Genomic DNA, 23,503 nt, shown 5'->3' on the forward strand with positions numbered 1-23,503 from the left:
CCCCCCCCCCCCCCCCCCCCCCCCCCCCCCCCCCCCCCCCCCCCCCCCCCCCCCCCCCCCCCCCCCCCCCCCCCCCCCCCCCCCCCCCCCCCCCGCCGCGCGGGGGGACGTCGGGACCCGCCCACAGGCCGGAAATCACGGCTTGAAATCCCCGCGCAATCGGCCTAGGTATCGCGCCGCACGCGAATATGCAGCTGTAGCTCAGTTGGTTAGAGCGCTAGATTGTGGATCTAGAGGTCCCCCGTTCGAGCCGGGGCAGCTGTACCATCGCGGACCGGGCCGGCCGTTCTCTCGCCGGCACTGAGCCTCACGCCCCTTCGGCCGCGGCTTCGTCCGGCCGCCGCGCCGCGGCGATCTCCATCCGGCACAGCAGCATGTAGCGCCTGGCCTGCGCCAGGTCTTCCCGGCTCGGCTGGTTGCGGATCAGCTCCTCCCACAAGGCCAGCGCCTCGGGGAAGCGGCGCATATGCGTCAGCAGGAGCGCGAGGTTGAAGCGGGAATCGGAGTGGGACGGGTCCGTCTCCAGCGCCGCCCGGTAGTAGCGCTCCGCCTCGTCGTTGGCGTTGCGGATGCTGGCCAGCACCCCGAGGTTGAAATAGGCGTCCACATAGTCCGGGTCGCGCGCCAGGGCGGTCTGGTAGGCGATCATCGCCTCCGCCTCGCGGCCCTGTGCGTAGAGCAGGTTGGCGAGGTTGAAGGGCAGGACGGGGTCCCACCGGTCGATGCGCGCCGCAATGCGGTAGAGCCCCTCGGCCCGGGCGAGGTCGCCCTCCGCCTCGAAGGTCTCGGCCGCCTCGGCGAGATCCGCCACCCGCACCGGGCTCTCCCCCAGGTCGAGCGTCAGCTGGCCGTCGAAGGTCGTCAGGTGCGGCGCCCGGCCCAGCGCCAGATCGCCCCAGGGCGCCTCCGAGATCCGCGCCTCGCTGAGGCGCAGGCCGCGCCGCCGCAGCGCGCTTCCGGCGTTCAGCAGGGCCTCCATCTCGACGCCGGCGCCGAGCAGGCGCGCCGCCTCCCGGGCGGAGGCCAGGTCGCGGAAGCCGAACCGCCCCTCCACAGGGTCGAGCAGGTCGAACAGCGACAGGCGCTGCACCTCGTCCTCGCTGAGCCTGGCGTGCCGGGCGAGGTCCTTCGCCTCCCAGGTGCGCATGTCCGTGTCGGGGCAAGGCCCGAGCCCCAGCGCCCGGCGCAGCGAGAACTCGCTCACCAGCGTGAACACCTGCCCCAGATCGGCGATGTCGTCGGTCTCGATCGAGGCCACGCTATGGGCCAGCACGATATGGGTGGTGGAGGCGCCCACCCGCCGGGCGACCCGGCCTCCCGCCCTTTCCACCAGGCCCGAGACCTGACGGAGAGTGAGGCCGTCAAGGCGGCCGTGGATATGCAGGGTAGCGCCAGCCAGTGCTTGCATCTGCCGATCCTGCCTCGGTCCGGACGAATCAGCCAGCGCTCAGACCGCCGTCTTCCCCGCCATCCACAATCGAGACTAAGGATCGCGCGCTGCTTCGCAACGTCTTTCGGAAGCGCCGGTCAGGCGGCCTCCGGCGCCCTGCCGGGGACGCGCGTGAGATCCAGCACGGCGGTCATGATGTCCCGGTCGTCCGGGTCCGCATGGGCCTCGAAGCCCAGCGCGGCGCACATCGCCAGCATGGTGGTGTTCTCGCGCAGGATCTGCCCGTGCACGCTCTTCAGCCCGTCGGCCTTGGCGTAGTCGATCATCAGCCGCATCAGCGCCCAGCCGAGCCCGCGGCCCTTCAGGTCCGAGCGCAGCAGGATGGCGTATTCCCCGGTGTCGTGATTCGCGTCCGAGTGCAGGCGCACGACGCCCAGGAGCTCGCCTGTCCTGCGGTCCAGCGCCGCGAAGGCGATGGCGCGGGCGTAGTCGAGCTGCGTGAGCCGGGCCACGAAGGCGTGGCTGAAGTCCTTCACCTTGGCGAAGAAGCGCAGCCGCAGGTCCTCCGGGGTCACCTTCTGGAAGAAGTCGGCGTAGAGCGGCTCGTCCTCGGGGCGCACCGGGCGCACGAAGACGCGCCAGTCGTCCTTGAGGGTCAGCTCGCGCTCCCACTCCTTGGGATAGGGGCGGATCGCGAAGCGCGGGTTCAGCGCGGTCCGGCGCTGGCCGGCCGGCGAGGGCTCCACGCCGATCCGCGCGTCCAGGGCGATGCAGCCGCTCTCGTCCGCGATCAGCGGGTTGAGGTCGAGCTCGCGGATCTCGGGCACGTCGGCCGAGAGCTGCGCCAGCTTCACCAGCGTCAGCGCCACCGCGTCCACGTCGGCGGGCGGCACGTCCCGGTAGCCGCGCAGCAGCCTGGAGACGCGGGTGCGGCCGATCAGCGTATGCGCCAGCGTCAGGTCCAGCGGCGGCAGCGCCAGCGACTTGTCGTTGATCACCTCCACGGCCGTGCCGCCGCGCCCGAAGGCCACCACCGGCCCGAAGGTCGGGTCGTCGGCGAGGCCGGCGATCAGCTCGCGCCCGCGCGGCCGGTGGATCATCGGCTGCACGGTGACGCCGTCGAGGGTGGCGTCGGGGCGGACCTGCGCGACATGGGCCAGCATGGTCCTCGCCGCCTCCACCACGGCGCTCTCGCTGCTGAGGTTCAGCACCACGCCGCCCACATCCGACTTGTGGGCGATCTGCTGCGACAGGATCTTGATCGCCACGGCCGATCCGCTCGCCAGGAACGAGGCGGCCAGCCGGCCGGCCTCCTCCGGCGTGGCGGCCAGCCGCACCGGCGCGACCGGGATCTGGTAGGCCTCCAGCACGCCCGTCACGGCGACCGGGTTCAGCCAGCGCTCGCCCCGGTCCAGCGCCTCGCGCACGTGCCGCCGGGCGGCCTCCATGTCGGGCGAGAAATCCTCCGGAAGGCTCGGCGGCATCTCCATGATGAGGTCCTGCGCCTTGCGGTAGCCCACCAGATGCATGATGCCGCGCACCGCGTCGGCCTCGCTCGAATAGTTCGGGATCCGCGCCGCCTCGAAGATCTCCTGCGATTCGGTCCGGTCGCCGAGCCAGACGGCGAAGACCGGCTTGGGCTTGAAGCTGCCGGAGCGATGCGCCTTGACGACGTCCACGACGCTCTGCGCCGCGGCGCGGCTGGACACCAGCGCGGTCGGGCAGTTCATCGCCAGCACGGCGTCGACGCCGTCGTCCCGCAGCATCGCGTCGAGGGCGCGCGCATAGCGGTCCGCGTCGGCGTCGCCGATGATGTCGACGGGGTTGGCGTGGGACCAGCCGGGCGGCAGCGAGGCGTCGAGCGCCTGCATGGTCGCCTGCGTCAGCGTGGCGAGCTGGCCGCCGAGATCGACGAGCCGGTCGACCGCCAGCACGCCGATGCCGCCGCCATTGGTCAGCACGCCGATCCGGTCGCCCCGGAACGGACCCACGCGCGACAGCGTCTCGGCCGCGGCGAAGAGCTCGTCCAGGTCGTAGACGCGCAGCAGGCCCGCGCGCCGGAACGCCGCCTCGTAGACGGCGTCCGACCCCGCCAGCGCGCCGGTGTGCGAATGCGCGGCCCTGGCCCCGGCCTTGTGCCGGCCGGACTTGACCACCACCACCGGCTTGGTGCGCGCGGCGGCCCGCGCCGCCGACATGAACTTGCGGGCGTCGTTGATGGATTCGACATAGAGCAGGATCGCCCGCGTGCCGCGGTCCTGGGCGAAGAAGTCGAGGCAGTCCCCGAAGTCGACGTCGATCTTGTCGCCCAGCGACACGATGCCGGAGAACCCGACCCCGCGTTCCCCGGCCCATTCGATGAGCGAGGCCGCGATCGCGCCCGACTGCGAGATCAGCGCCAGGTCGCCCTTCAGGGCGGGGCGGGCGGCGAAGCTGGCGTCGAAGCGGGCGGCCGGCGCGATCACGCCGAGGCAGTTCGGCCCGACGATGCGCAGCCCGCTGCGGCGCGCCGACGCCTCGATGCGCTCCTCCGCCGAGCCTGGGCCCCGGTCGAAGCCGGCGGTGATGATCACCGCCGCGCAGGCCCCGATGCGGCCCGCCTCGTCGACGATGTCGGGCACGGCGGCGGCCGGCGCGGCGATCACCACGACGTCGGGCGGGGAGGGCAGGTCCGACAGCGACGGGACGCAGGCCAGCCCCTCGATGCTGCGGTGCTTCGGATTGACCAGGTGCAGCGGCCCCTCGAACCCGGCGGCGAGCAGGTTCTTCAGCACCGCCCGCCCCAGCGAGCCCTCCCGGGGGCTCGCCCCCACCAGGGCGACCGAACGGGGGGCGAACAGGTTCTCGAGACGATAGGTGCTCATCGGGGGCTCCATGCCGGGCCTGCGGCCCTGAGTCGACGACACGCTAGGGCGGCGGCCCCCTCCCTGGCGCTGCGCTATCGCAATGCACAATGAAACGATCGCGGCGTCGGAAGGTCACAGGTTCCGCAGCGTCTCCCGGGCGATGATGAGTCGCTGGATCTCCGACGTTCCCTCATAGATCCGGGTGATGCGCGCGTCCCGGGCCAGGCGCTCGACCGGGTAGTCCCGGATGTAGCCCGCCCCGCCATGGAGCTGCACCGCCGTGTCCGTCGCCCGGTGCGCGGCCTCCGAGGCGAAGAGCTTGGCCATCGAGGCCTCCTTGGCGAAGGGTTCGCCCCGGTCCTTCTTCGCCGCGGCGTTGAGGATGAGCAGGCGCGAGGCCTCGATGTCGGTCTCCCGGTCGGCGATCATCCACTGCACGCCCTGGAACTCCGCGATGGCCTGTCCGAACTGGCGGCGGTCGCGCACATGCGCCTTGGCGGCGTCCATGGCGGCCCGCGCGATGCCGAGCGACAGGGCGGCGACGCCGATGCGCCCGCCCGCGAGTTCGGCGACCGCGATGCGGAACCCGTCGTTCTCCCGGCCCATGAGGGCGCTCGCCGGGACGCGGCAGCCCTCGAACGACACGGTGTTGGTGGAGGATCCGTGCTGGCCGGTCTTGCGCTCCGCCTTGCCGATTACGAGGCCCGGCGCGCCGGCCTCCACCAGGAAGCACGAGACGCCCTTGCCCTTGGGGCGCTCCGGGTCCGTCACGGCCCATACGACAAAGACCCCCGCATACTCGGCCGACGAGATGTAGATCTTCTCGCCGTCGAGCACATAGGAATCGCCGTCGCGCCGCGCGCGGGTCCGCATGCCGGCGGGGTCGGAGCCGGCCCCGCTCTCGGTCAGGCAGAAGGCGCCGGCCGGGTAGGTCCCGTCCGCGAGCCGCGGCAGATAGCGCCGCTTCTGATCCTCGCTGCCGACGGCCTGGATGACCTCGCCCACCATATTGGTGACCGACACGCCGACCGTGGTGGCCGCGCAGGCGTAGCCCAGCGCCTCGATGGCGAGGGCGAAGGCCACCGTCCCGGCGCCCGTCCCGCCATAGTCGGGCCTGACATTGATCGCCATGAAGCCGTTCTCGGCCAGGGCCCTGAGATTGGCCAGCAGCTCCGCGCGCCCCTCGCCGCGGTCCAGCGCATCGGCGACGGGCGCCAGCCGCTCGGCCGCCAGCCTCCGGGCGGCGTCGCGGATCATCTCTTCCTCGTCCGTGAAGGCGAACAGCATCGGTCGGCGTCTCCAGGAGCTTCGCCCGAAGGCTAGCATCCCGCGCGCCGCTCTTCACCCCTCCGGCGCGAGCGCCGAGGGATGCCAGCGGGGCCGGTAGCCCTTGGCCAGCGCCGCAAGCGAGGCGGGCGGCGTCAGCACGGCGACCTCTCCGGACGAACGCCGCGCCCTCTCCTGGTAGCCGCCGGGGCTCCAGGCCAGCGCCTCGCCGCCCAGGATGGCCCAGAAGGCGCCCGCGTCGTCCCGGATCATCGCCCCGTCCGGCAGGGCGCCGGCGTCGGCGCGATGCATCCGCTTGCGCCGGCCCTGCAGCCGCTCGGCGTGCAGCAGGCGGTCGACGTCGAGGAAGGACGGGACCGTCGCCAGCCCCAGCCCGGCGGCCAGCGCGGCGCGGTAGGCGTTCGCCTCCCGCCGGCGGCACAGCATGCAGGGCCGGTGGCCGGCGGCCAGCGCCGTCACCTCGTCGCAGAAGAACAGCTCCGTGTAGCCGGCGCCGAACACGGGCCGGCGCCAATCTTTCCAGGCGAGCTCGCAGGCGATCCAGGCGCGCGACGCCCATCGGCGGCGCCCCAGCGCGCGCGTCGCGGGATCATGGATGCGCCCGCCGCGATTGCCCATGAGGGTCCCGCGGGCGGGCTCCGCGACGATCTCGCCGTCCGGGCGGACCCGGTTCTGCAGGGGCGCGCGGACGCCTGCGCTCACTGGGCCGGGGCGGGGCTGCGCGACGCCTCGCGGCGGGGCGCGATGCTCGAGGTCGCCACCGGGTCGGCCGGATCGGCCTTGTCCAGCCCGTAGACGTCGTCGCGGAAGTTCACCGCGCCGTCGGCCGCCACGAAGCCCGTCATGTAGACCCAGGCGACCGGCACGGACTGGGGCAGGCGCACGTCCTTGCGCTCCGCCGAGGCCACCATCGCGTCGACCTGCGGCCGGGTCCAGCCCTGCGGACCGAGCAGCCAGGTCACCAGGTCGAGCACGCCCGAGACGCGCACGCAACCATGCGACAGGAACCGGAAATCCTGCCCGAAGAAGCGCTTCGACGGCGTGTCGTGCATGTAGACGGCGTGCGGGTTCGGCATCTGGATGCGCACGATCCCGAGCGAGTTCGAGACGCCGGAATCCTGGCGCAGCGTGTAGTTCACGGCGCTGTTGTTGGACCAGTCGACCGTGGCGGCGTTCACCTCCTGGCCCTGCGCGTCCAGGATGCGGATGTTCTGCTTGGCCAGATAGGTCGGGTCCTTGCGCATCTTCGGGATGATCTCCTTGCGGATGATCGACACCGGCACGGTCCAGGTGGGGTGGAAATTGATCGCCCCCACCTTGGCCTCGACCACCGGCGAGGGGTGGCCGGGGTCGCCCACCACGGCGACGTAGCGGCGCGCCACGACGCCGTTCTCGACAGCCTCGACGGCCGCGGCCGGAATGTTGACGACGATGTGCCGCGGTCCGAAGGCGAAGGTCGCGCTCTGCAGGCGCTGGGCCGAAACCAGCAGTTGCCGCTGGCGCTGCTCGGCCGGCACGTTCATGGCCTTGATGGTGGACGGGCCGATCAGCCCCGTCTCGGGCAGTCCATGCCGCGCCTGGAAGCGGCGCACCGAGGCCGCGAGCCCGCGGTCGAACAGGTCCGAGCCGTTGTCCTCGGCGATGTCGCTCGTCGCGGCGAGCCGCGCCCGGGCCTGGGCGACGAGCGGGTCCTTGGCGCCCGGCTTCAGCAGCGGCCCGCCCTCCGGCAGGCTGGCCCATCCGCCGCGCGCGGCGGCGTCCCCATAGGCCTTCGCGGCGGCGAGGATCATGGCGACGCTGTCGGCGTGATAGCTGGGGCTCGGGTCCTGCGAGATCTTCACCTCGGGCGGCGGAGCGGGCGGCTTCGGCTTCGCCGGCGCGACTGCGGCCGAGGGCGCCGGCGCGACCGCGACCGGAGCGGCCGCCGGGGCGGCGGGGGCCGCCGTCGGGGCGGGAGCGGCCGGCTGCGGGGCCGGCGCGGCGACGACGGGCGCGGCCGCGTCGACCGGAGCAGCGGACTGAAGGGCCGGCAGGGGCGCGGACGTGATCGTGGCGCGCTGCGCCATCCGGATCGCCGCCGGGGCCGGAGCGGGGGAGATTTCGGCGAAGGCCGGAGCAGACGCCGCCCAGAGGGCGAGCGCCAGCGCGGCGGCTGACACGGATGTCTGCGGCGGGACGGAAAGAGGGCGGCGGGCCATGACGGAACTCACGATGACGCCGCGATGGTGAACCGGATTGGTTAACAGGAGGCGACGGGACCGCGGCGCAGGCGCGGCTTCACGTCGCCGCCGCCAAGGCGGCGCTTCGCCCCGCGCTCAGTCGCGCACCAGCACGATGTGCAGGCTGCGCGGCCCATGCGCGCCGAGCAGCAGCGTCTGCTCGATGTCGGCGGAGCGCGACGGGCCGGTGATCCAGTTCACGGTGCGGGGCATCTGGCCCTTGCCGTAGGCCTCCCGCAGCCTGGTCCACATGGTCTCGTAGTCGCCGACGACGTCCTTGGCCGACAGCACCGCGATGGCGTAGTCGGGCAGGAGGTTGAGGGTGGACGGGTTCTCGGGTCCCGACGTCATCGTCAGCGTGCCGGTCTCCGCCACGCCCGCGAAGGCGTGGTTGACGGCGGCCAGGTCCTGCCCGTCGCTGCGGCCCTTGCTGACCTCGAGCGCCGTCTCGGCCCACGGCATGGCGGCGAGCCGCAGGTCGTCGCCCATCCGGATGCGCGCCGGCAGGTTCGATCGCCGCAGATATTCGGCGATCGCGGCCGGCACGTCGGCGTGGGTGTCCACCTCGACGACGCTCGCCATGGCGGACTCGGCCTGCGTCTTGAAGAGCTGCAGAAGGGCCTCGCCCTGCAGTTGCGCCCGCTCCGGGATGACGCCGCGCGGGGCCCGCTGCAGCCGTTCCTCGACCGAGTGGACGCGCGGCGCCTCGGTTCCCGTCACGCCGAGCGAGCGGCGCAGCGTGGCGAAGATCTCGTCGCGCGCGCTCATCGGCCGGATCCCGCGCGGCGCGACTTCCACTGCTGCTGGAACGTTTGCCCCTGCGGGGCCGGGAAGTCGCGGAACTCGGTCCACCCGCCCGCCAGCGGCAGCGACGTGAACCGGCCCTTGTCGCGGCCCAGCCACGCCAGCGACCGCATGGCGAGTCCCGTGGCGAAGCGGTAGAGCCGCGGCCGCCGGGCGAAGAAGCCCCAGAAGGCGAGGCCCGAGCGCACCGTGGCGGGCGACAGGTGCCGCTCGAACTCGCGCTCGCGCCAGTGCCGCATCAGCTTGGGCAGCGGGATCCGGACCGGGCAGACGCTCTCGCATCGTCCGCAGAAGGTCGACGCGTTCGGCAGGTGCCCGGCCTTGTCGACGCCGATCAGCGACGGCGACAGCACCGCGCCCATCGGGCCGGGATAGACCCAGCCGTAAGCGTGGCCGCCGACCGCGTGATAGACCGGGCAGTGGTTCATGCAGGCGCCGCAGCGGATGCAGCGCAGCATGTCCTGGAAGGCGGTGCCCAGCATCGAGGACCGGCCGTTGTCGAGAATGACGACGTGGTACTCCTGCGGCCCGTCCACGTCCTCGGGCCGCCGCGGCCCGGTCGAGAAGGTCGTGTAGACGCTCATCTCCTGCCCGGTCGCCGACCGCGCCAGCACGCGCAGGATCTGCGACACGTCCTCCAGCGTCGGCACCACCTTCTCGATGGAGGCGATGACGATGTGGATCTTGGGCAGCGTCTGGGTGAGGTCGCCATTGCCTTCGTTGGTGACGATCACCGACGTGCCGGTCTCGGCCACCAGGAAGTTCGCGCCCGTGATGCCGACATCCGCCGCCAGGAAGCGGTCGCGCAGCACGCCCCGCGCTTCCGTCAGCAGCTGCACGGGCTGCGACAGGTCGCGCGCCGGATCGAGATGGGTGTGCACGCGGCGAAAGTCGCTCTCCACCTGCGTGGCGTTGAGATGCACGGCGGGCGCGATGATGTGGGACGGGATCTCGCCGCGCAGCTGGATGATGTACTCGCCGAGATCCGTCTCGACGGGCCGGATGCCGGCGGCCTCCAGCGCGTCGTTCAGGGCGATCTCCTCGGAGATCATGCTCTTGCCCTTGGTGACCGTGCGCGCGCCGGCCTTGCGGCAGATGTCCAGGATGGCGCCGCGCGCCTCCTCGGCGGTGCGGGCCCAATGGACGTGGCCGCCGGCGGCCGTGACCTTCTTCTCGTATTTCTCCAGATAGAGATCGAGATGCGCCAGCGTGTGGTTCTTGATGTCGCGCGCGCTGTCGCGCAGCGCCTCGAACTCCGGCAGCTTCGCGGCGACCACGGCGCGCTTGTCGATGAAGCCCTGCCGCACATTGCCCATGGCCTTTTGCAGCTGTTCGTCCTGCAGGGCGCGGTGGGCGTTGTCCTTGAACTGGGGGGACGTGACGTGAAGGGTCATGGGCGCTGCCCCGGATGGCTCGGTGTGGCCCGCTGCCGCGCGGCGGGGGAGGGCGGCAAGGGCGCGCTCACTTGGCGGCCCCGATCGGCGGCTCGTCGGTCATCCCGGCTAGGACCTCCGCGACGTGCCGGACCTCGACGTCGCTGCCCTGGCGGGAGAGCTTGCCCGCCATGTTCATCAGGCAGCCGAGATCGCCGGCCAGCAGCGTATGGGCCCCGCTCGCGGCGACGTGCTCGGTCTTCTTCTCGACGATGGAGTTGGAGATCTCCGCGTATTTCACCGCGAAGGTGCCGCCGAAGCCGCAGCACACCTCGTTCTCCTTCATCTCGGTCAGGGTCAGCCCCTCGACGCTGGCGAGCAGCAGCCGGGGCTGGCGCTTGACGCCCAGCTCCCGCAGGCCCGAGCAGCTGTCGTGATAGGTGGCGGTGCCGCTGTAATGGGCGTCGACCTCCTTCACGCCCATGACGTCGACCAGGAAGCTGACGAGCTCGTAGGTCTTGGCCGCCAGGGCGTCGGCCTTGCGGGCCACGTTCGGGTCCCCGGCGAAGAGCTCGGGATAGTGGGCCCGGATCTGCCCGGCGCAGGACCCCGAGGGGGCCACCACGAAGTCGAACGGCGCGAAGGCGTCGATGACCTGCTCGGCCAGGGCCCGCGCCGAGGCCCGGTCGCCGGAGTTGAAGGCCGGCTGGCCGCAGCAGGTCTGGCTCGGGACCTCGACCACGCAGCCTGCGTCTTCCAGCAGCTTCACGGCGGCGAAGCCCACGGAGGGGCGGATCAGGTCGACGAGGCAGGTGACGAACAGCCCCACGCGGGGCCGCAGGGGGCGGGTGAAGGTGGGCACGGCCTGTGGCGACTCCAGCACGAACGCGGCCCTCGGCCGGCCGGCGCTGGAGAGTGGACCAGCGGCCGCCGGGATTCAAGCGCGGCCCCCGCGCAGCGCGGGACGCGGGGCCGCGTCGCGGATCAGCTCTTCTTGCCGGTCGCGTCGAACTGCTTGATGTAGGCGGTGACGTTGTCGATGTCGGCCTGGTTCGTCAGCCCCGGGAAGATCATCTTCGTGCCTGGGATCTTCGCCTTCGGGTTCTTGATGTAGTCCTTGAACGTGGCCTCGTCCCAGGTGAGCCCGGAGGTCTTGTTCGCCTCGGAATAGCTGTAGCCCTCGACGGAGCCCGACTTGCGGCCGATCAGGCCGTTGAGCACCGGGCCCACCGCGTTCTTGGCGCCCTCGCCGACCTGATGGCAGGCCTTGCACTTGAGGAAGACCTTCTCGCCCGCGGCGGCGTCCTGCGCCAGGGCGGACCCGGCCGAGACCGACACGGCGGCGATGGCGGCGAAGATGACGGTGAGCTTGGTCATGAACGGCGTCTCCCAGTGAGGGGCCCGGCGGCCCGTTTCTTGGCGGCTGAGGCTTAGCACGACTGAGCCGCCTTTGAATGCTGGACGTAGGTCGCAGCAGCGTTATGTCTCAGGCCCTTGAAGGGTTCCGCGCCTGCGGCTCTTCGTCGTGCCGGGGCGGCTCGGGACGGGCCAGGAAGCCCAGCCCCTCGTCCCAGGGCGGGGTCGGACCGTAAAGGTCCGCCAGGTGGTCGATGAAGGCCCGGACCTTCTGGGCGAGCTGCCGACGCGAGGGATAGACGGCGTGGATCGCCACCTTGCGCGAGCCGCCGTAGCCCGGCAGCACCCGCGTGAGCTTTCCGGCCCGAAGCTCCGGGCCGACGTCCCAGGTCGAGCGCAGCGCGACGCCCGCGCCGGCGATCACGGATTCGCGCACTACCTCGCTGGAGTTGGTCTTGAGCGGGCTCTCGACCCGCACCGTGACGGGCCCGTCCGGGCCCTCCAGCCGCCACTGGTCGGCGTTGTGGGCCAAGAGCCGGTGATGGGCGAGATCCTGCAGGCTGGCCGGCACCCCATGCGCGGCGAGGTAGGCCGGCGCGGCGCAGAGCACGCGGTGATTCGCCGCGAGCCGGCGCGCCACGAGGCTGGAATCCTGCAGGTCCGCGATGCGCACCGCCAGGTCGAAACCCTCCCCGACGATGTCGACGAAGGCGTCGGAGAGCACGAGGTCGACCGTCAGTTCCGGATGCGCCTCGAGAAAGTCGGTCAAATGCGGGGCGATGTGCAGCCTGCCGAAGGAGGTCGGCGCGGAGACGCGCAGCACGCCGCGCACCGCCGAGGACCGGCGCGTCACCCAGGCCTCGGCCTCCTCCACGCTGGCCAGAATGGCCACCACCCGCTCGAAGAAGCCTTGTCCCGCCTCGGTGAGGGCGATCTGCCGCGTGGTCCGGTGCAGGAGCCGGGTTCCCAGCCGCTCCTCCAGCCGGCGGATCCGCTTGGAGATCACGGCCGGCGACAGGCCGAGCCCGCGCCCGGCGCTGGACATGGAGCCGGCCGTCACCACCCGGGCGAAGATGTCGAGGTCGACGAGATTGGTCATGCGGCGCGGCTGGTCCTCGCCCGCATGTCGCAGGGCCCGGGGTGACAAGGCGATGGACATTTTCGCCCTGGCGGAAATAATCCTGATTACGACGGCATCCTGCAAGTCCGTCGACGATCCGCTACAATGAAAGCGTCGAGACCGGGCTCGCCTGTTGATCAGCCTCGGCTCGCAGGGAGAGGCCCATGAGCGGCATCGCTTTTCCGACCCCCGACCAGGGCGTCGTCGCGCGCCGGGATGAGATCGTCGCCGGCCTCGCGCGTCTCGTCGCCCCGGATGCGCTGGTCACCACCGAGGACGAGCGCCGCGCCTTCGAGACCGACGGGCTCACGGCCTATCGTCGGCTTCCGCTCGCCGTCGTGCTGCCCTCCACCACCGAGGAGGTCTCGGCCATCCTGAAGTTCTGCAAGGAGCAGGGCGTCAAGGTCGTGCCGCGCGGCGCCGGCACGTCGCTGTGCGGCGGCGCCATCGCGCAGGAGGACGCCATCATCCTGGGCGTCTCCAAGATGAACCGCGTGCTCGACGTCAACTTCGCGGACCGCACCATGCGGGTGCAGTCCGGCATCACCAACCTGGCTGTCAGCCAGGCCGTGTCCTATGAGGGCTTCTTCTACGCGCCGGACCCGTCGTCGCAGCTCGCCTGCACGATCGCGGGCAACATCGCGATGAACTCGGGCGGCGCCCATTGCCTGAAATACGGCGTCACCACCAACAACATTCTGGGCGTCCGCATGGTGCTGCTCGACGGCGCGATCGTGGACATCGGCGGCGACGCCCTGGATGCGCCCGGCTACGACCTGCTCGGGCTGGTGATCGGCTCGGAGGGCCAGCTCGGCGTCGTCACCGAGGCGACCCTGCGCATCCTGCGCGCGGCCGAGGGCGCCCGGCCGGTGCTGTTCGGCTTCGCGTCGAGCGAGAGCGCCGGCGAATGCGTGGCCGCCATCATCGCGGCCGGCATCGTCCCGGTCGCGATGGAGTTCATGGACAAGCCCGCCATCCAGATCTGCGAGGACTTCGCCAAGGCGGGGTACCCGATGGATGCGGAAGCCCTGCTGATCATCGAGGTCGAGGGCTCGGACGCCGAGATGGACGCCACCCTGGCGCGCATCGTCGACATCGCCAAGGAGCACGGCGTCCAGACGGTGCGCGAGTCCAAGTCCGCCATGGAGACGGCGGCCATCTGGAAGGGCCGCAAGTCGGCCTTCGGCGCCACGGGCCGCATCGCCGACTATATCTGCATGGACGGCACCATCCCGACCGGCCAGCTGCCCTACGTGCTGAAGCGCATGGACGAGATCGTGAAGAGCTACGACCTGCGCGTCGCCAACGTGTTCCACGCCGGCGACGGCAACCTGCATCCGCTGATCATGTACAACGTCAACGACCCCGCCGAGGCCCACAAGGCCGAGGAGGCCGGCAACGACATCCTCAAGCTCTGCGTGGAGGTCGGCGGCTGCCTCACGGGCGAGCACGGCGTCGGCATCGAGAAGCGCGACCTGATGCGCCATCAGTTCACGGACGTCGACCTCGAGCAGCAGATGCGCGTGCGCGCCGTGTTCGACCGCCAGTGGCTGCTCAACCCCGCCAAGGTCTTCCCCCTCGACGGCCGCTGGCTTCCCGACAGCGAGGCTGCGTAGGCGGGGGAGAAGCCCCTCATCCGGCCCTTCCGGCTGCCTTCTCCCCGTGCCGGGGCGAAGGGTGCGCCCGCCGCTGCAGCCGCAATCGACCCCCTCTCCCCGGCACGGGGAGAGGGCTGGGGTGAGGGTCTCCTCACCTTCGCAACCCTCGCCGAAAACCGTGAATCAACCCGCATGACCGACCTTCTCCAGCCCGCCGACGAAGCCGCCCTGGCGGAGGCCATCGCGGCCGCCCATGCGGCGAAGACTCCCCTGGCCGTGGAGGGCGCGGGCACGAAGAACGGCTTCGGCCGGCCGCTGCAGACCGAGCGCACGGTCACGACCCGCGCGATGACGGGCGTCACCCTGTACGAGCCCTCCGAGATGGTGATCGGCGCGCGCGCCGGCACGCCGCTGCGCGAAGTCGAGGCGACTCTCGCCGAAAAGGGCCAGGCGCTGACCTTCGAGCCGGTGGACTATCGCGGCCTGCTCGGGACGACAGGCGAGCCCACGATGGGCGGGCTGGCGGCCTCCAACAATTCCGGCCCGCGCCGCATCATGGCGGGCGCCTGCCGCGACAGCCTGATCGGGGTGCGTCTCGTCAACGGCAAGGGCGAGATCGTGAAGTCGGGCGGGCGGGTGATGAAGAACGTCACCGGGCTCGACCTCGTGAAGCTGATGGCGGGCTCCTGGGGCACGCTGGGCGTCATGACGGAGGTGATCTTCAAGGTGCTGCCCGCGCCCGCCCATGTGATGACGGTGGTGCTGCACGGGCTGGACGACGCCCGCGCGATCGACGCCATGGCGGCAGGCCTCGGCTCGCCCTTCGAGGTGAACGGCGCGGCCCATCTGCCCTCCGGCGTCGAGCGCGTGCCCAAGACGCTGCTGCGGCTCGAGGGCTTTCCCGAGTCCATCGCCTACCGGGCCGGCGAGCTGCGCATGCTTCTGAAGAGCTTCGGCCCCGCCGACGTGATCGAGGGCGAGACCGCCGCCGCGCTTTGGCGGCAGGTCCGCGACGTTACCTTCCTGGCCGAGCCGCGCGACGCCGCGGTCTGGCGCGTCTCCGTCGCGCCCTCCAAGGCGGCGGCGGCCATGGCCATGCTGAGCCGCACCCTGCCGCTGCGCTGCTTCTATGACTGGGGCGGCGGGCTGGTGTGGATCGCTGCGGCCCCCGCCGGCGACGCCGGCGCGGCGGCGATCCGCGCCGCCTTCGCGGGAACGGGCGGGCACGCGACGCTGGTTCGCGCGCCTGCCGAAGTGCGAGCGTCCGTTTCCGTCTTCGAGCCGCAGCCCGCCGCAATCGCGGCGCTTTCGGCTGGAATCAAGGCCAGCTTCGATCCTGCCGGCATCCTCAACCCGGGCCGCATGGCGGCGGGGCTCTGAAAGTCAGATCATGCAGACCAATTTCGCTCCCGAGCGGCTGAAGGACCAGGCCACGGCCACGTCCGAGAAGATCCTGCGCACCTGCGTGCATTGCGGCTTCTGCACGGCCACCTGCCCGACCTATCTGCTGCTCGGCGACGAGCTGGATAGCCCGCGCGGGCGCATCTACCTGATCAAGGACATGCTGGAGAACGACAGGCCCGCCACCCCGCAGGTGGTGAAGCACATCGATCGCTGCCTCTCCTGCCTCTCCTGCATGACGACCTGCCCGTCGGGGGTGCACTACATGCACCTCGTCGACCATGCCCGCTCCTATATCGAGGAGACTTACGAGCGGCCCCCGATGGACCGCGCCGTGCGCTCGCTGCTCGCGGCCGTGCTGCCCTATCAGGGCCGGTTCCGCCTCGCCCTCGCGGGGGCGATCTTCGGCCGGCCCCTGCGTCCGCTGCTGCGGCGGCTGCCCGTCGTCGGCCCGCGCCTCGGCGCGATGCTGGACCTCGCGCCGTCGCGGTTGCCGTCCCGCTCCCCCGTGCAGGGAGGCGCTGCTTTCCCGCCCGAGGGCCAGCGGCGCGGCCGGGTCGCCATCCTCAGCGGCTGCGCCCAGCCGGTGCTGAAGCCGTCCATCAACGAGGCGGCGGTCCGGCTTCTCAACCGCAACGGGATCGAGGTGGTGTTTCCCAAGGGCGAGGGCTGCTGCGGCGCGCTCGTCCACCACATGGGCCGTGAGGCGGAAGGCCTCGACTTCGCCCGGCGCACGATCGACGCCTGGACGGCCGAGATCGAGGGCGAGGGGCTCGACGCCATCGTCATCACGGCCTCGGGCTGCGGGACCACCATCAAGGACTACGGCTTCATGCTGCGCGAGGACCCGGCCTACGCGGCCAAGGCCAAGCGCGTTTCCGAGCTGGCCAAGGACATCACCGAGTACCTGGCCGAGATCGAGTGGGCGCCGCCGGCGCGTCCCACCGGGGACGTGGTGACCTACCATTCCGCCTGCTCCATGCAGCACGGCCAGAAGATCGTGGATCTGCCCAAGAAGCTGCTCAAGGCGGCGGGATTCGTCGTCAAGGACGTCCCCGAGGCCCATATCTGCTGCGGCTCCGCCGGCACCTACAACATCCTGCAGCCCGAGCTGGCCTCTCGCCTGCGCGAGCGCAAGGTCGACAACATCGAGCGCACCCGGCCGGCGATCGTCGCCACGGGCAATATCGGCTGCATGACCCAGATCGGTAAGGGATTCGCGGACCGGGGCGATAAGACCCCGATCGTCCACACCGTTGAACTGATCGACTGGGCCACCGGCGGCCCGATGCCGGAGGCGCTCGAGGACGCCGGTTTCGCCCACCGCCCAACCCTCGATCCCTCTCTTGCGGCCCGCGCGGCCGAATGATGTTCCTCTCCCGGCTGACGAAGGTCTCTGCGCCCCTTGATGCTCGCGATAGTAAATAATCAGTTAAAAATACAGCTTGAACGCGAGCGAATTGAGCGCATCAATGGGTCGTCAGACGCCTTCAGGGAGAGCGAAATGGCTGAGACCACCCGCGAGTTTGTGACCACCAGCGCGGCCCGCCTTGCGCAGGTCGACTACGCCAAGATGCGTGAGATCGCCAAGGCGATTCATGACGACCGGTCGCTGCTGGATGCGTTCGAGAAGGATCCGGAAGGGGTCGCCAAGGCGATCAACGGCTTCGAGGTCCCGGACGGCTTCCATATCCACGTCGCCGACGAGGACAACCGCCTCTATCCGGCCGAGGAGCCGGGCGTGTTCGGCGACGAGAGCCGCGACGCCTGGGAGCGTCTGGAAGTGCGCGCAGGCCACAAGACCATCAGCCTGGTGATGTGCATCTGACGCGACCGCCGGAGGCCGGCGAATCAGCGCTGGACGTCACGGAGCGGGGTCGACCCGCTCCGTTTTCACGTCGAGGGCCGCCGAAGGCGCCCGCGCGGTGGTGCGGAACGCCGGCGGGTCGTCGCGCCGCGGCGGCAGCACCGTGGTCCCGACCGCCAGCATCACGTTCCCCCACAGGCCGTCGCGCACGAAGATCGGCGCGGCGATCAGCTTGATGGGCTTGAAGTCCGCCCCGCCCTCGTGGCGCATGAACCCGGCGAGCTGGTAGGCGTCCTGGTTGCGGGCCAGCACCAGCATCTTCGACCGTTCCAGGATCCGCCGGTTGCGCGAATGGACGTCGTTCCAGGCGAAGTCGTCCGGCCGCTGGGGCTTGGAATATTCCGGGTGGTGCACCGGCAGATAGGCGTTGCGGTCCACCGCCGTCGCCAGGAAGCATTCCGGCACGTCGCGCCTCACGCGCTCCAGGATCGGCGGCAGCGTCGCGTCGTAGAACGGCGTGGCGTCCGTCAGGTACTGGATCGGATCGGTCCCGGGCACGCGCCGGTAGTCGACCGTGATCAGGTCGGAGAGCCGCACCCGGCCGGCTGCGAGCCCCGCCTCGAAGGCGTCGGCGATCTCCATCGCGGCGGCCTGCGCGATCTTGACCAGCGGGCGCGTCTCGCGGTCCGCGTCGGCGACGAGCCGGCGGATCTCGCCGAGAGCGTCGGCGGAGGGGTGGTGGAAGGCGAGCCGCGCGGCCTCCTCGTCGACCGACCGCACGGACGCGCGGATCGTGCCGACCTGGTCGATCTGCACCAGCCCGGTCATGCTCTTGGCCAGGCCGGGACCGTCCGGAGACGCGAGCGCGCCGCCCTCCGACAGGTCCACGGTGGTGAGGCCCACGGCGACCAGGCCGTCCGCGCTGCGGAACTGGCCCCGCAGGCTCACCGGGAGGCGGCGCGCCGAACGCCGGTCCCGCAGGTCCGTGTGGCGCAGGAACGCGGTCGAACGCTGCGTCAGGAGATGCAGCGCCGGCACCATCTTGCTGGCGGACTGGCCGGCGTCCTGGCAGGCCGCCGCGGCGTCGGCGGCGACGCGGGTCATCGCCTGGCTCTTGTCCGACACGACGCTGACGAATTGCAGGCTCTCGGAGGCGCGGGACGCCACCTCCCTCGCCCCGCCGATCTGCTTGCGGACCGCGTCCTTGACGGAGCTCAGCACGGGCCCCACCCGCCCGAGCAGCCGGGCGATGTCGCCCACCGTCGAGCCGCTCTCGCGCGCCACCGTCTGCAGCATGGAGATCTGGGCGCTGATGTCGCCGGTGGCCATCTGGACCTGTCCGGCGAGCTGCTTCACCTCCGTGGCGACGACCGCGAAGCCCCGTCCCGCCGCCCCGGCGCGCGCGGCCTCGATGCTGGCGTTGAGCGCGAGCAAGTTGGTCTGCCGCGCGATGGCGCCGATCACCGCGACCACTCCGGCGATGCGGTCCACCGCGCCGGAGAGCTGCTCCATGCGCAGCGTCACGTCCTTGGCCAGGTCCTGGGCGTCCTGGACGAACTCGTCCGTGCCGGCGACGTGCTGCTCGATCGCCTCTCCGGTGCGCTCGAGCTGCTGGGTGGTGTGGGCGAGGCTGGTGGTCGCCTTGAAGGCCGTCCCGGACAGGCTGGAGAGCTCCAGGCTGGCGTCGCGCAGCCCGTCCATCATCCCGAGGGTCTCGGTGATGCGCGACTGCACGTCGTCGGCCGAATAGCCGATCACCCGCATCGTCAGCAGGACGTCGTCCTCGAGCTGCTTGAGGACGTCCTCCATGCCGGGGCCCGGGACGTCGTGCGGCGGCTCGGCGGCCGGCGTCGCCGGCTCCGGGGCCGCGCGCGCGACGCCCTCGCCCGACGGGTCGGGCCTGGACGCGGGCAGCTTGAACAATCGGACCAGATTCACTCGGCGCTCGGGAAAACCACGATGATTCCGGCCGAAAATAGGATTCAAGGAGTAAACAATCAGAGTGCGCGTTCGGGGGATTGAACATCTTAGGGTTGCGTCATTCGCAACCAAGGCGCGCTAAACCGGATTATGCACGTTTTATCACAAGACGCCTCGCATCATCGCCCTGAACGCAACAATGCGGCCGCGCTTCGAAACGTCCTTGCAAGGCTTGGCTGGCATGGTCGCTCGGTAAAGTTGCGTGTCGGAGGCTTGAGCGTGTCGAGTTCGGGATCAAACGCCGGGTTGGTCGTTCATGGAGCGATGACGGGCCGGGCGACGGACGTGCTGAGCCCCGGCGCCCTGGCGCTGCTGGCCCGGCTGCACGAGGCCTTCGCGGCGCCGCGGCGCGCCCTCCTGGAGCGGCGGGCGGAGCGCCAGCGCCGGTTCGACGCCGGCGAGATGCCGGACTTCCCGGCCGAGACCGCCGCGATCCGCGAGGCGGAGTGGCGCGTCGCCGCCATCCCGGCCGAATTCCTCGACCGGCGCGTGGAGATCGCCGGTCCGCCCGACCGCCCGGCCATCGCGGCGGCGCTGCAGTCGGGCGCCAGGACCTTCATGGCCGATTTCGAGGACGCTTCCTCCCCGCGCTGGGCCAACCTGATCGACGGCCAAGCCAACCTGATGGACCTGTGGGCGGGCCGCCTGCCCGCGGTCGGCGGACGCGGGACCTGCGACCCCCGCCTCGGTCCGGCCGTCATGATGCGCCCGCGCGGCTGGCACATGCCGGAGAAGCATGTCCGCATCGATGGCGAGCCGATCGCGGCCGCGCTGTTCGACATGGGCCTCTATCTCTTCCACAACGCCGCCGCGATCGTGGCCCAGGGCCGCGCGCCGGGCGTCTACCTGCCCAAGATCGAGGGCTATCTGGAGGCCCGCCTCTGGAACGACGTCCTCACCCGGATCGAGCGCGAGCTCGGCCTGCCGGACGGGACCGTGAAGGCCACCGCCCTCATCGAGACCCTCCCGGCCGCCTTCGAGATGGACGAGATCCTGTGGGAGCTGCGCGGGCGCGCCACGGCGCTGAACTGCGGCCGCTGGGACCTGATCTTCTCCTTCATCAAGCGCCTCGGCCGGCATGCGCGCTTCGTCACCCCGGACCGGGCCTCCATGGTGATGGGCTCGAACTTCCTCGCCTCCTGCTCCTATCTGCTCATCAAGACCTGCCACCGGCGCGGGGCGCTGGCGCTGGGCGGCAAGGCCGCCAATCTTCCGGTCGACGGCGACGCGGCCGCCCACAAGCAGGCGATCGAGAAGGTGCGGGCCGACAAGCAGCGCGCCGTGCTGGAGGGCCTCGACGGCGCCTGGGTGTCGCATCCGGACCTCGTGCCGGTCGCCGCGGAGGTGTTCGACAAGGTGATGCCCGCGGCCAACCAGCTCGGCCAGCTGCATGACGACATGGAGATCCTGCGCGACGACATGCTGTCCATGCATCCCGGCCGGCGCACCGAGGCGGGCCTGCGCCACAATGTGCGGGTCGCCGTCCGCTACCTCGCCGAATGGCTCAGCGGGCGCGGGTCGGTGCCGCTCTACAACCTCATGGAGGACGCCGGCACGGCCGAGATCGCCCGCATCCAGCTGTGGCAGTGGGTCTATCACCGCGCCTCCCTGTCGGACGGCCGCAAGATCACGCCCGAGCTGTTCAGCGAGACGCTCGAGGAGGAGACCGCGAGGCTGCTGGCCGAAACCGGCGCGGACTCCTATGCGAGCGGCCGCTACGCCGAGGCCGTGGCGCTCCTGCGCGACATGACCCTGGCCGAGGACGCGCCGGAATTCCTGACGCTGTCGGCCTACGGGCTCCTGGCGGCCTGACCCCGGCGCCGCCGGGACGGAACGGCCGACCCTTTCTGCGAATTCATGATCGGAGCACTTGGTGAGGGGCCAGCCGCCCCCCACATGTCACGAGCCGCGCCTCGTGGCGGGTGCGGCCCCGTGACCGGGATCCCGGCCACCAGACGAGGATCGACATGAGCCCCGAAGAACGCCAGCTGCTCACGAACCTGTTCGAGCGCATCAAGGGCGCCGCCAACACGCCCCGCGACAAGGAAGCCGAGGCTTTCATCACCGATGCGGTGCGGCAGCAGCCCTATGCGCCCTATCTCCTCTCACAAACCGTCATCGTGCAGGAAGAGGCCCTGAAGGCGGCCGCCAGCCGGATCCAGGAACTCGAAGCCCAGGTCGCGGAGCGCGAGCAGGGGTCGACCAGCTTCCTGGGCGGCCTCGGCAAGTCCATCTTCGGCGGCGGCGAACCCGGCCGCGCCCAGCCCGGCCGCACCCCCAGCGGCGTTCCGAGCTGGGGCCCGGGGGCCCAGCAGGCCGCCCCGGCCCAGCCCGCGCCCGGCCCGTGGGGCCAAGCCCAGCCGCAATACCAGCCCCAGCAGGGGCAGGGCGGCGGCGGCATGTTCGGCGGCGGCCAGCCGCAGGGCGGCGGCTTCCTGCGCAGCGCCATGACGACCGCGGCCGGCGTCGCCGGCGGCGCGCTGCTGTTCCAGGGCGTGTCGTCGCTCTTCAACTCGCATCATGGCGCGAGCGGCCTGTTCGGCGGCCAGGGCGCGACCGACCCGGCCTCGCTCGCGGGCGGAGCGGGCGGCCTCAGCAACGACGCGCTGTTCGGCCCGGCCGGCGACCCGACCTCGGTGAGCTCGGCGGCGGCCTTCGACGACAATGTCGATGACGGCGGCGGCTTCGTCGACGACGCCAGCTTCGACGACAGCGGGTCCGACGACGGCGACAGCTGGGCCTGATAGCCTCGCCGGGTGACCGATTCGCCTGACAACAGCGCCCAGAAGGCGTCCGCCGCGTATAGCCTGCCGGCCCTGGACCAGGAGTTCCTGCTCGGCGACTCGATGCGCGGCGTCCGCTTTCTCCTCGAATACGCCAAGGCCGAGGAGAGGCTCCGCGCCTGGGGGGTCCGCTCCACCATCGTGGTGTTCGGCTCGGCGCGGGCCGGCCCCGATCCGGCTGCCTCGCCGCTCGGGGCGAACGGCGCCCGCTGGTACGAGGAGGCCCGCCGCTTCGGCATGATCGCCTCCCAGCGCGGCGGCGCCCTGCTGCACAATGGCGGACTGCGCGACAACGTCATCGCCACGGGCGGCGGCCCCGGCGTCATGGAGGCCGCCAACCGGGGCGCCCGCGACGCCGGCGCGCCCTCCATCGGCTTCAACATCACGCTGCCGCACGAGCAGAATCCGAACGCCTACTCGACCCCCGAACTCACCTTCCGCTTCCACTATTTCGCGATGCGCAAGATGCATCTGGCGATGCGCGCCAACGGCTTGGTGGTGTTCCCGGGCGGCTTCGGCACCATGGACGAGCTGTTCGAGATGCTGACGCTGCGCCAGACCGGCAAGGCGCCGCGCATCCCGATCGTGCTGGTGGACCGCGCCTACTGGACCAAGGTGGTGAACTTCGACGCGCTGGTCGACGCCGGCATGGTGCGCCGCGAGGACCTCTCGATCTTCGGCTTCGCCGACGACGCCGAGGCGGTCTGGACCAGCCTTGTGGAACGGGGCCTGCCGCTGCCGGGCCCGTGAGGGATCAGATCACGATCACCTTCGTGCCCACCCGCACGCGGTTGTAGAGATCCTCCACGTCCTCGTTGCGCAGGCGGATGCAGCCCGACGACACGTTCTGCCCGATGGTGTTCGGCTCGTTGGTGCCGTGGATGCGGTACAGGGTCGACCCCAGATACATCGCCCGCGCGCCCAGCGGGTTGTCCGGTCCACCCTCCATGTGGGCGGGCAGGTCGGGCCGGCGCTTCAGCATCTCGGGCGGAGGGGTCCAGCCCGGCCACTCGGCCTTGCGGGTGATCGTCTTCACGCCCGCCCAGGTGAAGCCGGGGCGTCCGACGCCGATGCCGTAGCGCAGCGCCTTGCCGCCGCCCTGCACCAGATAGAGGAACTTGTTGGGCGAATCGATCACGATCGTGCCGGCCGCATGCGGGCCGTCATACTCCACCACCTGCCGCTCGAAGCGGGGGTCGAATCCGCGCTCGATCCGGCCCATCGGCTCGGGCGGGCCGCCCTGCGGCAGCGACGCGTAGCGCGGCGCCGTCATCGGCTGCGGCGCCGGCCACAGCGCGGGCGGCGCGCCGAGCGGCGCTCCGGGCGTGGGGATCGGCGCCGCTGCGCGCGGCGTCGGGTCCCGCCCGGTCATCAGCATCTCGATGAAGCCTCCGCCCAGATTGGCGCGCCCATAGGGCTGCGCCTGCGCGGCGCCCGGCAGCGTCGCCGCGCCGAGCAGGAGGGTCAGAAGCAGCGAATTCTTCGCCGATGCTTGTCTCGAATTCATCGATGGCGGCCCCAGGTCGATCATGGGCCGAA

19 protein-coding genes and 1 tRNA gene are annotated in these 23,503 nt (G+C 71.3%); 8 read left to right on the top strand and 12 right to left on the bottom strand.

The genetic code is table 11. The features are described from left to right. Window positions 1–190: 190 nt before the first annotated feature. Window positions 191–267 (top strand) — tRNA-His (locus ACYVO7_RS07100). Window positions 268–307: 40 nt separating this feature from the next. On the opposite strand, the gene ACYVO7_RS07105 is transcribed toward ACYVO7_RS07100, so the two are convergent. From ACYVO7_RS07105 to ACYVO7_RS07150, 10 genes are all read right to left on the bottom strand, one after another. After that, window positions 308–1,408, bottom strand: a complete 1,101-nt coding sequence (locus tag ACYVO7_RS07105; protein WP_460449141.1) for a tetratricopeptide repeat protein — start codon at window positions 1,406–1,408, stop codon at window positions 308–310. 119 nt (window positions 1,409–1,527) lie between these two features. Beyond that, a complete protein-coding gene (locus ACYVO7_RS07110; RefSeq protein WP_460449142.1) occupies window positions 1,528–4,254 on the bottom strand; it encodes a bifunctional acetate--CoA ligase family protein/GNAT family N-acetyltransferase in 2,727 nt (908 codons plus the stop codon). A 114-nt stretch (window positions 4,255–4,368) separates the two neighbouring features. Continuing rightward, entirely contained in the window at window positions 4,369–5,523 is a 1,155-nt protein-coding gene (locus ACYVO7_RS07115) for an acyl-CoA dehydrogenase family protein (protein ID WP_460449143.1), read from the bottom strand. A 54-nt stretch (window positions 5,524–5,577) separates the two neighbouring features. Continuing rightward, the gene (locus ACYVO7_RS07120) at window positions 5,578–6,225 is read right to left on the bottom strand and encodes a hypothetical protein (protein WP_460449144.1); all 648 of its coding nucleotides are present in this window, start codon (window positions 6,223–6,225) and stop codon (window positions 5,578–5,580) included. After that, a complete protein-coding gene (locus tag ACYVO7_RS07125) occupies window positions 6,222–7,682 on the bottom strand; it encodes a L,D-transpeptidase family protein (RefSeq protein WP_460449145.1) in 1,461 nt (486 codons plus the stop codon). Before ACYVO7_RS07125 ends, ACYVO7_RS07120 begins: the two co-directional genes overlap by 4 nt. Before the next feature lie 156 nt (window positions 7,683–7,838). After that, complete coding sequence (locus ACYVO7_RS07130) at window positions 7,839–8,510, bottom strand: LutC/YkgG family protein (RefSeq protein WP_460449146.1); 672 nt, start codon at window positions 8,508–8,510, stop codon at window positions 7,839–7,841. Beyond that, the gene (locus ACYVO7_RS07135; RefSeq protein WP_460449147.1) at window positions 8,507–9,940 is read right to left on the bottom strand and encodes a LutB/LldF family L-lactate oxidation iron-sulfur protein; all 1,434 of its coding nucleotides are present in this window, start codon (window positions 9,938–9,940) and stop codon (window positions 8,507–8,509) included. Before ACYVO7_RS07135 ends, ACYVO7_RS07130 begins: the two co-directional genes overlap by 4 nt. Before the next feature lie 67 nt (window positions 9,941–10,007). Beyond that, window positions 10,008–10,802, bottom strand: coding sequence for a (Fe-S)-binding protein (locus ACYVO7_RS07140; protein WP_460449148.1), 795 nt, complete (start codon window positions 10,800–10,802; stop codon window positions 10,008–10,010). A gap of 101 nt (window positions 10,803–10,903) precedes the next feature. Then, window positions 10,904–11,296: a c-type cytochrome gene (locus ACYVO7_RS07145; RefSeq protein ID WP_460449149.1), complete on the bottom strand. Its 393-nt coding sequence runs from the start codon at window positions 11,294–11,296 to the stop codon at window positions 10,904–10,906. A gap of 109 nt (window positions 11,297–11,405) precedes the next feature. Further along, window positions 11,406–12,374: a LysR family transcriptional regulator gene (locus ACYVO7_RS07150; protein WP_460449150.1), complete on the bottom strand. Its 969-nt coding sequence runs from the start codon at window positions 12,372–12,374 to the stop codon at window positions 11,406–11,408. Window positions 12,375–12,559: 185 nt separating this feature from the next. Between ACYVO7_RS07150 and ACYVO7_RS07155 the strand changes: the two genes are divergently transcribed. The 4 genes from ACYVO7_RS07155 (at window position 12,560) to ACYVO7_RS07170 (ending at window position 17,222) form a co-directional block, all read left to right on the top strand. Then, entirely contained in the window at window positions 12,560–14,011 is a 1,452-nt protein-coding gene (locus ACYVO7_RS07155) for an FAD-linked oxidase C-terminal domain-containing protein (protein WP_460449151.1), read from the top strand. Window positions 14,012–14,185: 174 nt separating this feature from the next. Then, window positions 14,186–15,373 (top strand): glycolate oxidase subunit GlcE, encoded by a 1,188-nt coding sequence (gene glcE, locus ACYVO7_RS07160; protein ID WP_460449152.1) that lies wholly within the window; start codon window positions 14,186–14,188, stop codon window positions 15,371–15,373. 10 nt (window positions 15,374–15,383) lie between these two features. Next, window positions 15,384–16,763: a glycolate oxidase subunit GlcF gene (gene glcF / locus ACYVO7_RS07165; RefSeq protein WP_460449153.1), complete on the top strand. Its 1,380-nt coding sequence runs from the start codon at window positions 15,384–15,386 to the stop codon at window positions 16,761–16,763. Between the two features lie 135 nt (window positions 16,764–16,898). Further along, window positions 16,899–17,222: a hypothetical protein gene (locus ACYVO7_RS07170; RefSeq protein WP_460449154.1), complete on the top strand. Its 324-nt coding sequence runs from the start codon at window positions 16,899–16,901 to the stop codon at window positions 17,220–17,222. A gap of 36 nt (window positions 17,223–17,258) precedes the next feature. Here the strand turns inward: ACYVO7_RS07170 and ACYVO7_RS07175 are convergent, their stop codons facing one another. Beyond that, window positions 17,259–19,139 (bottom strand): methyl-accepting chemotaxis protein, encoded by a 1,881-nt coding sequence (locus tag ACYVO7_RS07175; RefSeq protein WP_460449155.1) that lies wholly within the window; start codon window positions 19,137–19,139, stop codon window positions 17,259–17,261. A 306-nt stretch (window positions 19,140–19,445) separates the two neighbouring features. On the opposite strand from ACYVO7_RS07175, the gene aceB reads away from it, so the two are divergent. The 3 genes from aceB to ACYVO7_RS07190 all read left to right on the top strand — a co-directional run bounded on the left by aceB (window position 19,446) and on the right by ACYVO7_RS07190 (window position 22,714). Further along, window positions 19,446–20,993 carry a malate synthase A gene (aceB, locus tag ACYVO7_RS07180; RefSeq protein ID WP_460449156.1) on the top strand — a complete coding sequence of 516 codons (1,548 nt, stop codon included), beginning with the start codon at window positions 19,446–19,448 and terminating at the stop codon, window positions 20,991–20,993. Window positions 20,994–21,148: 155 nt separating this feature from the next. Beyond that, on the top strand, window positions 21,149–21,925 hold the full coding sequence (locus ACYVO7_RS07185) for a DUF2076 domain-containing protein (RefSeq protein WP_460449157.1): 777 nt from the start codon (window positions 21,149–21,151) through the stop codon (window positions 21,923–21,925). 12 nt (window positions 21,926–21,937) lie between these two features. Next, the gene (locus tag ACYVO7_RS07190) at window positions 21,938–22,714 is read left to right on the top strand and encodes an LOG family protein (protein WP_460449158.1); all 777 of its coding nucleotides are present in this window, start codon (window positions 21,938–21,940) and stop codon (window positions 22,712–22,714) included. A 4-nt stretch (window positions 22,715–22,718) separates the two neighbouring features. Here the strand turns inward: ACYVO7_RS07190 and ACYVO7_RS07195 are convergent, their stop codons facing one another. Continuing rightward, window positions 22,719–23,471 carry a L,D-transpeptidase gene (locus ACYVO7_RS07195; RefSeq protein ID WP_460449159.1) on the bottom strand — a complete coding sequence of 251 codons (753 nt, stop codon included), beginning with the start codon at window positions 23,469–23,471 and terminating at the stop codon, window positions 22,719–22,721. Window positions 23,472–23,503 lie beyond the last annotated feature (32 nt).

It is taken from the genome of Alsobacter sp. SYSU BS001988 (assembly GCF_054796215.1).